The organism is Rhizobium sp. 42MFCr.1 (genome assembly GCF_000377185.1).
In the GTDB taxonomy this organism is placed as follows: domain Bacteria; phylum Pseudomonadota; class Alphaproteobacteria; order Rhizobiales; family Rhizobiaceae; genus Rhizobium; species Rhizobium altiplani.
Window position 1 is genome coordinate 1 of sequence record NZ_KB897882.1, and the last position, 12,578, is coordinate 12,578.

The window sequence follows — 12,578 nt, forward strand, 5'->3', positions numbered from 1 at the left end:
TCGTCGCCAGCAGCGCCGCCGCCCTCGTTCAGTGAGGGGGCTTATAGATCCTACCCCTTTTCTAAGTCAACAGCGCCAGACAAAGTTTTTTGACATTTTTGTAAAAGGTTGATTCTCAAGTGGGATTTTCTAGAGACCGCGTTTGGGATCTTGAACGGCCCTCCAACGGGGCTCCAAATTCCTCGATCAGATGGTCGTGTAGTGCCCTATCAGCGAAGTTCTGTTCCTTCCCGCTCGCGCAAAAGCGGCGCTGGAGGGTTGAAACTCCGCGAAACTGGATCATCTGCCCCCTTACGGATCAAATCTCGCGGAACCTATCGCAGCTCTTTCGTGTTCTCGTTCGTGTAAGGAAAAGGAGAAAGACATGGCTGCCACTACCGATGACATCAGAGCATCCGTCAGCAAGGATATCGCCGCACTCCAGCAAGAAGTGTCCCGCCTGCAGAAAATGATCTCGGCGCAGGGCGCAGAGGCTTACTATGAGGTGCGTGACCGGGCAGGCAAGGCTTATGAGGACGCCCTTCCCCGCGCGAAGAGCGCGGTAGCGCAGATCCGGGCAGAAGGTGTGGCTGCCGCAGGCGCCGCCCGCGAGCATCCTGCTGCGACGACGACCGCGTTGGCGCTCGCCGGTGCGATCGGCTTTCTAGCCGGCTATCTCTTGGCCGGCAGTCAAGAGCCACCACGTCATTGGTGGCGCTGATATGGTGACAGCGGAAACGCCCCGCATTCATCGCGAGCCGCAGTGATCCGAAGTTTAGTGCGGCTCGTAATACTTTGGTCTTAGAAAAACCAAGTTTTGCCGTTACTACGGCCGGTAGAATAAGAGGGAGGACTATTCGTGGAGTGCAAGGGAGCCCATTTTATAGTCGAAGTCAGCGTTGATGGCGTCAACGGCCGCAGGGCTGTCGGCATCATGAACACGCGTCAAGCTCTCGAACTGCCCGAGTTGCCTTCCCTGTCCTACACCCATCCGGACCCCGCCAAGGCAGCGGCAGGTGTCGTTATCAGCCGTCAGGAACTCGCCGGTTACATGGCCAGCCACTGAGGCTTTCTGCCCTCTCCCCAAGACGAATTGGATGGCGCGCAAAGCGCCATCTCGCTTTTTGCGCTTTCGTCACGCAGCACTTTGAACCTCTTATTATCCCCGCGTTTTGTCGATGGCTTGCTGGCATCGTGACCCTGTTCATGTCAGAACCTGATCAACGGCAATGACGGGAAGAAACAGTGTGAGGCAGCGGCGCTCACCTCAGAAATCGCGCGAACGCGCCAGACCGAACGGGGAGACATCCGGCAAGCGGGTAACTTTGCCGCGTGCGCTCTCCAAGCTCGGGCACTGTTCGCGCACGCAGGCCGAACGGCTAATCCTGGAAGGTCGCGTGTCGGTCGATGGACGCAAAGTCACCGATATTTCCGCATGGGTAGACCTGGCATTCGCGAAGATCCGCGTCGACGGTACCGAAGTGGTCGCCGAGGCAAAGATCTACCTGATGCTGAACAAGCCGCGCGGGCTGGTCACGACGCGCGATGATCCCGAGGGCCGGCCGACCGTCTACGACTGCCTCAAGGATTTCGAGGCTCCGCACCTCTCGCCGGTCGGAAGGTTGGACAAGGCGAGCGAAGGCTTGCTGCTTTTTACCAACGATACCGTCTTCGCGCAGGCGCTGCTCGATCCGCTCACCCATGTCACCAAGACCTACCATGTCCAGGTCAACCGGATCATGGACATGGAGATGCTGGCCCAGATGACTTATGGGGTCCGCCATGACGGCGAAATTCTGAAGGCGACGTCGGCGACGCTGTTGAGGAGCGGCGACAGGAATGCCTGGATCGAGGTCGAACTCGATGAGGGCCGCAACCGCCAGATCCGCCGCATGCTGGAAGCCCTGGATGTCGAATGCCTCCGTCTCGTGCGCGTTGCGATCGGTGGCCTGGCGCTCGGCGAGCTGCCAAAGGGTGCGGTGCGTGCCTTGACGGATGCGGAACTAAGAGAATTGCGCCAGAGTTCCGGCGTGGAAACGGCAAGATGGAATTGAGTGCATGACGGAATTGGCGGCGCACGAGTTTTGGCAGGAGATCCACAGCCCGGGCACCTTTAGAAGCGACGGCGATGTCTCGGCGTCCTATATCGCCGAACTGGATGATGGGCGGCAGCTTCGCCTGCCTGTACGCGTGTTGGCAGACGGGCAGCATGCGCTGGCCTCCCTGATCATCAACCAGGCAAGCTTCCAGGTTCTCGATGTCCTGGCTCGATCGCTTGCCGAGAAACTGGAGCCTTTCGAGGTGGAAGTTGTTGCCGGCCTACCGACCCTTGGCCTGACGCTCGCAGCCGCCGTGGCGCAGAAGCTGGGGCATACACGATATGTGCCGCTCGGAACGTCCCGAAAGTTCTGGTACCGCGACGACCTGTCCGTGGCGCTCATCTCGATTACCACCCCCACCCAACAGAAACGTCTTTATATAGATCCTCGCATGCTGCCGCTGCTGGAGGGTCGGCGTGTTGCGCTGATCGACGACGTCATTTCCAGTGGCACTTCGATCGTTTCCGGGCTGCAGCTTCTTGCCGGCTGCGGCATTGAGCCTGTTGCGATCGGTGCCGCCATGTTGCAGTCCCGCCGCTGGTGCGAAACGCTCGATGCTGTCGGACCGCAATGGCGGGAAAGAACAGTCGGCGTCTTTTCTACCCCGATGTTGGAGATGACCGAGACCGGCACCTGGCGCCGCCCCGCAGTCTGAATGCACGGTCGCGTGGAGCGCGGATTGCAACATTTCGCTCTATACAGTGCGAGCCGAACCGCTACAGTCTCTTGATGGATTGAGGTTCGGGGCAAACCATGACGTTCGAGCAAGCATCCTTGCTGATCCTCCTGCTTGCGATGCTCATCCTGTTTTCGTTGGAGCGTTTTCGTATCGAAGTGGTCGCGATTGCCGGGCTGCTCGCCGGATATGCCCTCCGCCTCTATTCCGCCGAACAGATCTTCTCCGGTTTTGCAAGCCCGGTGGTCATCACGGTCGTCGAGATCCTGCTCATCGTACAGGTCCTTGCACGGGCGCAGCTTTTTGATCAGCTCGCGGATTTTTTCGTGCGAGCCAAATTTTCGGATATCGCCGTCATCGCGACGTTGTCGGGCGCAACCGGCTTCATCTCGATCTTCATGAACGACATCGGCGCCTTTTCGATCGCTTTGCCGGCGACGCTGCGCGTGAGTGCCCTGCTCGCGATACCCAAACGGCAATTGATTATACCGATCTCCTTTGCCGCGCTCCTGGGCGGCATCGTCTCGCTGATCGGCACGCCCGCGAACATGCTCGTCAGCAACGCCTGGGCAAACGCAAACGGCAGCGGCTTTCGACTTTTCGACTTTGCCTATGTCGGGCTGCCGGTCGCCGTCGTCGGCATCATCATGACCGCGTGGCTTGCACCGCGGTTATTTCCGAAAAAGGATGGAGAGGCGCTCTCCGCTGAGCCGGTTTCACCACCGCGACGCAGGATCACCGAACGACATATCCCACCGGGCTCCTCGCTGATCGGTGCTCGGCTTTCGGACCTGCCGGATCGCTTCTCGCTGCAGCCGCATACGCTCGTGCGTGACGGCAAGTTTGTTTTCGGCACGCCCGACAAATTGGTTGTCGAGGCGGGCGACCTGCTATTGGCCGAAGCAGACGAGACAGTCTTTGATAGGCTTTACTCGTCCGGAACCCTGCTTCCGGAGCGCCACCCGAGCGCAGATTCTGCCGATCTCGATTACGTCGAGGCCGTCGTAATGCCGGAAAGCACGTTGGTCGGCTCGCGGCTACATTCTCTCGAGGTGTTCAGCAGCCGCGATGTTACGATATCGGCACTCTCCATGCGCTCGCCACGGATCGAGGGGCGCTTCGCCGACCTGCAACTGTCGATCGGCGACATTCTGGTCTTGGAGGGCGAGCAAAGGGCGATCGCCGAAGCGCTGGAGGAGTGCGAATGCCTCCCGCTGGCGTCGCAGCCGCCGTCCCGAATGTCCGCGTCGTCCTGGCAGCCTTTTGCCATTTTCGCCGCAGGCGTCGCCGCGACGGCCTTCGAACTCGTGACGCCTGATATTGCTTTTGCAGGCGTCGTGCTTGTCCTAGCACTCCTAAATTACCTCAACATTCGCCAGGCGATGGCTGATCTCAACTGGCCGATCATCATCATGCTCGGCGCAATGATCCCGATCGGTTCCGCCGTCGCGACAACTGGCACCGCCCAACTCATCGCGGCGGCGCTGGGTTCCATGGTGTCGCTGGCCGAACCCGCCGTGGGGGTGGCGCTTGTTCTCTTTCTGTCGATGCTCCTGACGCCTTTTGTTAACAACGCGACTGTCGCAATCGTCATGAGCCCCATCGCCGTTGCCTTCGCAGCAGGCGGCCATCACTCTCCATCGGCCTATCTGATCGCCGTCGCCGCGGGCGCCTCGCTGGATTTTCTGACACCCTTCGGCCACCACAACAATACGCTTGCCATGGGGATCGGAAGCTACCGCTTCAGTGACTTTCTGAAGGCCGGCGCGCCTCTGACCGTGCTGAGCTATAGTCTTACCCTACTTCTTATCTATCTCTTCTGGCTTTAGGAGCCGGTTTGCTTGACATCCCCGGCAATGGAACTAGAGCAGGGGAAAAGTTCCCGATCAACGCAGAAGGATGGTCGAGCCCGTGCGAATCCTCTCCGAAGCCCATTTCCCAGAGCTCCCCAATTACTACCGTGGCAAGGTTCGCGAGAACTATGACCTGCCGGATGGGCGCCGCATCATCATCAGCACAGACCGATTGAGTGCTTTCGATCGCATCCTCACCTGCATCCCTTACAAGGGCCAGGTCCTCACGCAGACGGCCCGCTACTGGTTCGAGGCGACGAAGGACATCTGCCCCAACCACGTTCTCGACTATCCCGATCCGAACGTTGTCATCGGCAAGCGTCTCGATATCCTGCCGGTGGAAATCGTCGTTCGCGGTTATCTCGCCGGCACCACGGGGACCTCGATCCTCACTCTTTATAAGAAGGGCGAGCGCGAGATGTACGGCATGCGACTGCCGGACGGCATGCGCGACAACCAGAAACTCCCGACCCCAGTCATCACGCCGACCAGCAAGGAATTCGATGGCGGCCACGACGAACCGTTGACGCCTGCCGAGATCGTCGAGCGCGGGCTCTTGACCAAGGAACAATGGGAAACGCTCTCGCGTTACGCGCTGGCTCTCTTTGCCCGCGGCCAGGAACTTGCGGCCAAGCGCGGGCTCATCCTTGTCGACACCAAATATGAGTTCGGCACGGACGAGAACGGCAACATCATTCTCGCGGACGAAATCCACACACCCGACAGCAGCCGCTACTGGCTTGCCGACAGCTACCAGTCAAGTTTCGAGGCAGGCGCGCGCCCGACAAGCTTCGACAAGGACTTCGTTCGCGCCTGGGTCGCGGAGCGTTGTGATCCTTACAAGGACGAAATCCCGGAAATTCCCGTCGAACTGATCCAGCAGACCTCCGAGGTCTACATCAAGGCCTACGAGAGCATCACGGCGCAACGCTTCGTTCCCGACGACAGCGGCGCGACGCCGGTCGAGCGCGTCCGCAAGAATCTGTCCGTCTACTTCTCTTAAAGTCGCGCCATAGAAAGCCTGCAACATTAGCTTGCAGGCTTTCCGTCCTTAGCGCTAGCATCTGGAAAACTGGGGGCCGGCCTCGTGCCGGCAGGGGAATGGATGGCACGCAGGCCAAGACGTAAGGCCGAAGAGACTCGTGAAGACATTCTGTCCATGGCGGAATTGTTGTTCCGGCAACGCGGCTTTGTCGCCGTTTCGATCGCCGACATTGCTGCCGCGCTTGGAATGTCGCCTGCCAACGTCTTCAAGCATTTCCGCTCGAAAGCTGCCCTCGTCGATGCCATCGCTGAACGCCATCTGGGCGATGTAGCTGACCGCTTCGCGACCTTTGACGATGAGCTACCGCCGAATGAGCGGTTGCTGCGCTTTGTCTTGCGCCTGCTGGACAGCCACCTGCAGGACATTCAGCAGAACCCCTACATCTTTGAAATGGTCCTGATGACGGTGCAGGCCAAGCTCGAGGCCGGCAATCGATATAGGGAGCGCATCGTCCGGAAACTGGATGAAATCATACGAGCAGGTGTCGCCGAAGGTCGCTATCACTGCAGTAGCGCCGCAGATGCCGCCAACACCGTTGCCGATGTCCTGGCGAGTGTCCTGCATCCCGTTCTGATCGCCCGTGATGATAAGGACACACTTGTCCAGCGCGCAAAGCAGATCGTCATTTTCGTGGATGCCGCACTGCAAAATAGCGCTTGCTAAGTGACGATTCATAACTTACGTCACTTCGTAAAGTCTTTCTTAAATTCGGATCAGTGGCATTTGATTCTGGATCGACGATCGGCCTTGCTTGTTGAAGAAGGTCACTGGTTCGGACGCCACCGCACAAGGAATTCATTATGATACGGCGCATTTTCCTCGTTTCCTCCGCCCTCGCGATCGGCGGCGTCCTCGCCGCATGCAGCGACAGCGGCAACAAGCAGGGCGCGGCCGGGGCCGCGGGTGCAGCCGCCGCCCAGCAAGCCGCGCCGGTTGGCGTGATATCCCTGACGAAGGCCACCTTCCCCGTCACCACGATCCTGCCTGGCCGCGCCGAGGCTTCGCAGATCGCCGACATTCGCCCGCAGGTGAGCGGCATCATCCGCGAGATCCCCTTCAAGGAAGGTGGCGAAGTCAAGAAGGGCGACGTCCTCTATCAGATCGAAGACGCACCTTACCTGGCAACCGCTGCACAAGCGCGCGCCGCCATTGCCAAGGCCGAAGCCAGCGTTCCCAGCGCGCAAAGCAATTTCGATCGTTACCAGCGCCTAGTCGGCTCGGGCGCGACGCAGATCGAGCTTGAGACCGCACGCACCAACCTTCTGCAGGCGCAGGCCGAGGTCGAATCCGCGAAGGCAGCGCTGACTGCCGCCGAAATCGATGTCGACCACACGAAGATCACTGCGCCGTTTGACGGCGTTATCGACCAGACGGCATACAACGTCGGCAACGTCGTCGCGGCCAACCAGACGACGGCGCTCACCACCGTGCGCCAGTTGGACCCGGTCTACATTCTATTGACGGAGTCGAGCACCAACCTGCTGCGGCTTCGCGACGCGATCCGCAGCGGCGAGGTCAAGGGCAACGCCGGCAATGCCGCCTTCCGCCTCATCCTCGAAAACGGCAAGGAATATGACCAGAAGGGCACGCTCGACATGTCGAAGTCCGTCGTCAGCGAGACGACCGGGACGTTTATCATCCGCGTGCGCTTCCCGAATCCAGATCACATCATCTTGCCCGGCATGTATGTCCGCGCGACGCTGGAACTCGGCGCGGAGCAAGGCTATGCGCTGCCGCAGCTTGCCACCAGCCGAAATGCAAATGGTGAGCTGACCGCGCAGTTCGTCTCAGCCGACGGCAAGGTCGAAACCCGCATCTTCGAAAACGCATCTCCTTCGAACAACGCCTGGCTTGTGACCGAGGGTATCAAGGACGGCGACCAGCTGATCGTCAGTGGCCTGCAGTCGATTACGGCAGGCATGCCCGTCAAGCCAATGCCGATGAAAATCAATGACAAGGGCATCGTCGTGCCCGCTGATCAGGCCGCATCCGGTGAAGCGCAGAAGCCCGCCGCGAAGTAATTCGCGACGAACCGTGATCAGAGCCGCACAGGAACAGTAAGCCAATGGCCAAGTTTTTCATCCGACGCCCGATCTTTGCTTGGGTCATCGCGATTACGATCATGCTCGCGGGCCTGCTCGCGATCTTTACGCTCTCGATTTCGCAATACCCCGATATCGCGCCGACGACGGTGCGGATCAACGCGACCTATCGCGGAGCGAGTGCCGAAACGGTCGAGAAATCGGTGACGACCATCATCGAAGACGGCATGACCGGCCTCGACGACCTGACTTACATGACCTCGACCTCGTCGACCGGCTCTGCCAGCATCTCGCTGACGTTCGGCACCAGTGCCGACCCCGACATCGCGCAGGTTCAGGTCCAGAACAAGCTCCAGCTCGTGCAGTCCAAGCTGCCGGGCGATGTCATTGACGCTGGCATCAGCGTCACCCGCTCGACGTCGAGCATCCTGCTCGTCGGCTCGCTCGTTTCGACCGACGGCAAGCGCAGTTCCGTCGACCTCGGCAACATCATGTCGACGTCCATCGAAGATCAGATCCAGCGGTTGGAAGGCGTCGGCAGCATCAATATCTTCGGCTCCGGCTACGCCATGCGCGTCTGGCTCGATCCGTACAAGCTGCTGAAGTACCAATTGACGACAGGCGACGTGACCTCCGCAATCGAAGCACAGAACACCCAGGTTTCCGTTGGATCGCTTGGCGCCCAGCCATCAGTTGAAGGCCAGCAGCTCAACGTGACCATTACGGCGCAGAGCCAGCTCACTACCGTTTCCGACTTCGAGCACATCATTCTGAAGGTCGAAAAGGACGGTTCCACCGTACGCCTCAGCGACGTGGCACGCATCGAGATCGGCCAGGAGAGCTATGGCGGCTCCTCCCGTTACAACGGTCAGCCATCGAGCGGTTTTGCCGTCAACCTCGCCATCGGCGCCAACGCCATCGATACTGCCGCCCGCGTACGCTCTGCCCTCGACACCATCAGCCGCGGCCTGCCGGAAGGCGTGGAAATCACCTATCCGTACGACACAACACCGTTCGTCGAGCTGTCGATCGAGAAGGTCGTGCACACGCTGATTGAAGCCATCGTTCTCGTGTTCATCGTGCTGCTGATCTTCCTGCAGAATCTTCGGGCAACGCTTATTCCGACGATCGCCGTGCCGGTGGTTCTGCTCGGGACCTTTGGCATTCTCGCCATGGCGGGATATTCGATCAACACGCTGACAATGTTTGCCATGGTGCTGGCGATCGGCCTCCTCGTCGACGACGCGATCGTCGTCGTCGAGAACGTCGAACGCATCATGACGGAAGAGAAGCTGTCGCCGCTCGAAGCGACCGAGAAGTCGATGGGCGAAATCACCGGCGCGATCGTTGGTATCGCGCTCGTCCTCACGGCCGTCTTTATTCCAATGGCCTTCTTCGGCGGTTCAACCGGCATCATCTATCGCCAGTTCTCCGTGACGATTGTCTCGGCAATGCTGCTTTCTGCCCTCGTCGCGATCGTGCTGACGCCAGCGCTCTGCGCGACGATGCTAAAGCCTGTAAGCGAGCACAAGAAGCACCGCATCGGTGACTGGTTCAACCGCAACTTCACGCGCTCCACCAACGGCTATGTCAGGACCATCAGTTACCTGCTGAAGCGGCCGATCCGCGTCATGCTCGTCTTCCTTCTTATCGGCGTCGGTTGCGCCTATCTCTTCAATCGCCTGCCAAGCTCGTTCCTTCCTCAGGAAGACCAGGGCGTTCTGCTGACCATCGTCACCACCCCTCCGGGTTCGACGACACAGCAGACGCAAGCTGTCGTCGAGAAGGTCGAGAAATACTACCGCGAGAACGAGAAGGATGCCGTCCAGTCCGTCTTCGGCGCGCTTGGTTTCGGCTTCAATGGCTCTGGCCAGAACAGCGCCATCGTTTTCACCAAGCTCAAGGATTTCTCGGAACGCACGGAACCAAACCTGCATGCCCAGGCTGTCGTGACGCGGGCGCTCAAGACCTTCTTCACCTTCCGCGAGGCGCAGGTCTTCGCGCTGCTGCCGCCCGCGATCCAGGGTCTCGGTGTCTCGAGCGGCTTCTCCATGTATCTCGTCGACACCGGCGGTCATGGCACCGATGCGCTGGATGCTGCCTCGAAGCGGCTGATCCAGATGGCCAACACCAGCGGCAAGGTCGTTGCCCTCCGCAGCAACAACAAGGAAGTCGAGCCGCAGATGAAGATCGTCATTGACCAGGAGAAGATCGGCGCGATGGGCGTCGATATTTCCGCGGTCAATTCGATGCTCTCGGTGATCTTTACCGGCCGCGACGTCAACGACTTCACGCTGAACGGCGAGATCAAGCCGGTCTACGTGCAGGGTGATGCGCCATTCCGCATGCAGCCTGACGATCTCGATCATTGGTATGCCCGCAACTCGAGCGGGGAGATGGTGCCCTTCTCCGCCTTCACCCGCACAGAATGGGTCAAGGGCGCCCCGACGCTCGCCCGCTTCAACGCAGTAAGCGCCATCCCGCTCGACGGCGCGTCCCCACCGGGCGTAAGCTCGGGTGACGCGATGAATGAAATGGAAGCTTTGACCGCGCAGCTGGGCGGCGGTTACACCGTCGCCTGGCAAGGTATCTCCTACCAGGAACGTTTGTCGGGTTCGCAAGCACCGATGCTCTACGCGATCTCCGTCCTCGTCGTCTTCCTCTGCCTGGCAGCGCTTTACGAAAGCTGGTCGATCCCGTTCTCCGTCATCATGGCCGTACCGGTCGGCGTCCTCGGGGCCCTCACTGCCGCAACGTTCTTCGGCCAGGCGAACGACGTCTACTTCAAGGTCGGCCTGCTTACGACCATAGGTCTTGCCGCGAAAAACGCGATCCTGATCGTGGAGTTTGCGAAGGACAGAATGGAAACGGGAATGGGACTGCTAGAGGCGACACTTGAGGCAGCGCGCCTGCGCCTACGCCCCATCATCATGACATCGCTTGCCTTCATTCTAGGCGTCGTACCGCTTGCAATCGCAACCGGCGCCGGTTCTGCAGCGCAAAACGCGATCGGCATCGGAGTGCTCGGCGGCATGCTCGCAGCAACGGCTCTCGGCATCTTCTTTGTCCCCTCATTCTTCGTTGTCATCCGCCGGATCTTCTCGCGGACGCAAAAAAATGAAGCGTGAGTGTGATATAAATGCACTGTGAGAAGAGGAGACTCGTTGATACATTGCCGCCGACTGCTTCGGGATGGTGTTTCTCATTTGAGCGAAGCGCGGCCGATAGCGAAGCATGAAGGCTTCTGACAAGAATAGATTTGGTCGAGTTACAGGAAGATTTTTAATGGCATCTTTTCGCTTTGCCTCTCCGGCGCTTCTGCTTTTGCTCGCGGGCTGTGTCAGCGGCCCGGATCATGTTCCTCCGGAGATGCCGCTTCCGTCGAAGTTCAGCGAGGGCGGCGCCAAGAACATAGGCGACGTCTCGACGGCAGCGTGGTGGACGGCTTATCGTGACACCAGGCTGAACGGCCTGGTCGGCGAGGGACTAAACCAGAACCTCTCGGTACAGCAGGCCCTAGAACGCATCAACGCCGCAGCTGGCGGCGTCACCGTGGCCGGCGCCGGTTCGTTGCCGAGCCTGCTGGTCGGTGCCAGCCACACCACGAGCGGCACGATGGGTGAGCGGAGCGTCTCAGGCGGCGCCACCAACATCAGCGCCGGCGAAGCCAACGTCTCCTGGCTACTCGATCTCTTCGGCCAGTATCGCCGCTCCAAGGAAAGCGCACAGGCAAGCCTTGATGCCGCCTATTCCAGCGCCGACGTCGCCAAGCTCACCCTCCTGCAGGATCTGGTGAACTCCTACATCGACCTGCGCTTCTTCCAGGAGCGCCTGGCACTGTCGCGCGCCAACCTGAAGTCGCGCCAGGAAACCTACGAGCTGACCAAGTTCCAGCTCGAAGCCGGCGCCGCCTCACGCCTCGACGTCGTCCAGGCCGAAGGACTGGTGCAGTCGACGCAGGCCGAAATCCCCGGTCTGGAAACCAATATCCGAGTCGCCGCCCACCACATCGCCACGCTGCTCGGCCAGCCGGCCGGCTCACTGCTCGGTGAGCTCCTGAAGGGCGCACCGCAGCCGATCTTCCGCGGCGGCATTGCCTCCGGCGTCCCGGCCGACCTGATCCGCAACCGGCCCGACATTCGCGTCGCCGAGCGGAATCTCGCCGCCGCTACCGCCAATATCGGCGTTGCCATCTCGCAGCTCTACCCGACGATCACCCTGTCGGGTTCGATCTCGCCGAGCTATGTCAAGGTGGCCGGCGTCTCGGGCGGCAGCTTGACCAGCTGGTCCTTCGGCCCGACCCTGACGCTGCCGATCTTCGACGGCGGCCGCCTGCGCGCCAATGTCGACATCGCCAAGTCCGATGCCAAGACGCAGTATCTCGCCTGGAAATCGACGGTGCTAAGCGCTGTCGAAGAGGTCGAGAACGCGCTCTCGGCGGTGCGCCGCGACGCCCAGACGGTGGAAGCGCTGCGCGCCCAGGTGAAGACGACGCAGGAAACCCTGGAACTGTCGACCGCCAGCTATAAGGACGGTGCGTCTTCGCTGCTCGATGTGCTCGATGCGCAGCGCCAGGTGTCGCTGGCCCAGGCAAGTCTTGCTGCAGCCATCCAGCAGATGGCCAAGGACTATGTCGCCCTCAACGTCGCCATCGGCGGCGGCTACAATCCGGGCGCACCGCGGACCACCGCGCCACCAAAGGCAAGCTGAGCCACATGAGACATCAAGCCCCGCCAACAGCGGGGCTTATACATTGCGAGGCCGGTGCATCGGTTATGATGCACCGGCCTCGTTTGCCATTGAGGTGATTGCAACACCGCAGTGACGATGCGCAGAGCGGTTGGTCCTAGCGGGCCTGAACTTTCGTTCGTAAAAAAGCAGAAC

Annotated in this window: 10 protein-coding genes; all 10 read left to right on the forward strand. The window is 60.3% G+C overall.

Annotated features, from left to right (window positions below):
* The first annotated feature begins 364 nt into the window (after positions 1-364).
* The 10 genes from C934_RS0130645 to C934_RS0130690 all read left to right on the forward strand — a co-directional run bounded on the left by C934_RS0130645 (position 365) and on the right by C934_RS0130690 (position 12,404).
* Positions 365-700 carry a hypothetical protein gene (locus C934_RS0130645; RefSeq protein WP_018113492.1) on the forward strand — a complete coding sequence of 112 codons (336 nt, stop codon included), beginning with the start codon at positions 365-367 and terminating at the stop codon, positions 698-700.
* Positions 701-838: 138 nt separating this feature from the next.
* Entirely contained in the window at positions 839-1,045 is a 207-nt protein-coding gene (locus C934_RS34405) for a hypothetical protein (RefSeq protein ID WP_037218028.1), read from the forward strand.
* A 181-nt stretch (positions 1,046-1,226) separates the two neighbouring features.
* A complete protein-coding gene (locus tag C934_RS0130655; RefSeq protein ID WP_026372221.1) occupies positions 1,227-2,033 on the forward strand; it encodes a pseudouridine synthase in 807 nt (268 codons plus the stop codon).
* Positions 2,034-2,037: 4 nt separating this feature from the next.
* Complete coding sequence (locus C934_RS0130660; protein WP_018860327.1) at positions 2,038-2,733, forward strand: phosphoribosyltransferase; 696 nt, start codon at positions 2,038-2,040, stop codon at positions 2,731-2,733.
* A gap of 98 nt (positions 2,734-2,831) precedes the next feature.
* Positions 2,832-4,583 carry an SLC13 family permease gene (locus tag C934_RS0130665; protein WP_018860328.1) on the forward strand — a complete coding sequence of 584 codons (1,752 nt, stop codon included), beginning with the start codon at positions 2,832-2,834 and terminating at the stop codon, positions 4,581-4,583.
* An 82-nt stretch (positions 4,584-4,665) separates the two neighbouring features.
* The gene (locus C934_RS0130670; RefSeq protein WP_026372222.1) at positions 4,666-5,610 is read left to right on the forward strand and encodes a phosphoribosylaminoimidazolesuccinocarboxamide synthase; all 945 of its coding nucleotides are present in this window, start codon (positions 4,666-4,668) and stop codon (positions 5,608-5,610) included.
* A 102-nt stretch (positions 5,611-5,712) separates the two neighbouring features.
* Positions 5,713-6,315, forward strand: coding sequence for a TetR family transcriptional regulator (locus C934_RS0130675; protein WP_018860330.1), 603 nt, complete (start codon positions 5,713-5,715; stop codon positions 6,313-6,315).
* Positions 6,316-6,452: 137 nt separating this feature from the next.
* Complete coding sequence (locus C934_RS0130680; RefSeq protein ID WP_018860331.1) at positions 6,453-7,673, forward strand: efflux RND transporter periplasmic adaptor subunit; 1,221 nt, start codon at positions 6,453-6,455, stop codon at positions 7,671-7,673.
* Between the two features lie 44 nt (positions 7,674-7,717).
* On the forward strand, positions 7,718-10,822 hold the full coding sequence (locus tag C934_RS0130685) for an efflux RND transporter permease subunit (protein WP_018860332.1): 3,105 nt from the start codon (positions 7,718-7,720) through the stop codon (positions 10,820-10,822).
* Between the two features lie 157 nt (positions 10,823-10,979).
* Positions 10,980-12,404 carry an efflux transporter outer membrane subunit gene (locus C934_RS0130690; RefSeq protein WP_018860333.1) on the forward strand — a complete coding sequence of 475 codons (1,425 nt, stop codon included), beginning with the start codon at positions 10,980-10,982 and terminating at the stop codon, positions 12,402-12,404.
* Positions 12,405-12,578: the final 174 nt, after the last annotated feature.

What these genes read in the sequence shown, in the direction of transcription:
- C934_RS0130690 (WP_018860333.1), top strand. Translation starts at nt 10,980, where the DNA reads ATGGCATCTTTTCGCTTTGCCTCTCCGGCGCTTCTGCTTTTGCTCGCG.
- C934_RS0130645 (WP_018113492.1), top strand. Translation starts at nt 365, where the DNA reads ATGGCTGCCACTACCGATGACATCAGAGCATCCGTCAGCAAGGATATC.
- C934_RS0130675 (WP_018860330.1), top strand. Translation starts at nt 5,713, where the DNA reads ATGGCACGCAGGCCAAGACGTAAGGCCGAAGAGACTCGTGAAGACATT.
- C934_RS0130685 (WP_018860332.1), top strand. Translation starts at nt 7,718, where the DNA reads ATGGCCAAGTTTTTCATCCGACGCCCGATCTTTGCTTGGGTCATCGCG.
- C934_RS0130680 (WP_018860331.1), top strand. Translation starts at nt 6,453, where the DNA reads ATGATACGGCGCATTTTCCTCGTTTCCTCCGCCCTCGCGATCGGCGGC.
- C934_RS0130660 (WP_018860327.1), top strand. Translation starts at nt 2,038, where the DNA reads ATGACGGAATTGGCGGCGCACGAGTTTTGGCAGGAGATCCACAGCCCG.
- C934_RS0130665 (WP_018860328.1), top strand. Translation starts at nt 2,832, where the DNA reads ATGACGTTCGAGCAAGCATCCTTGCTGATCCTCCTGCTTGCGATGCTC.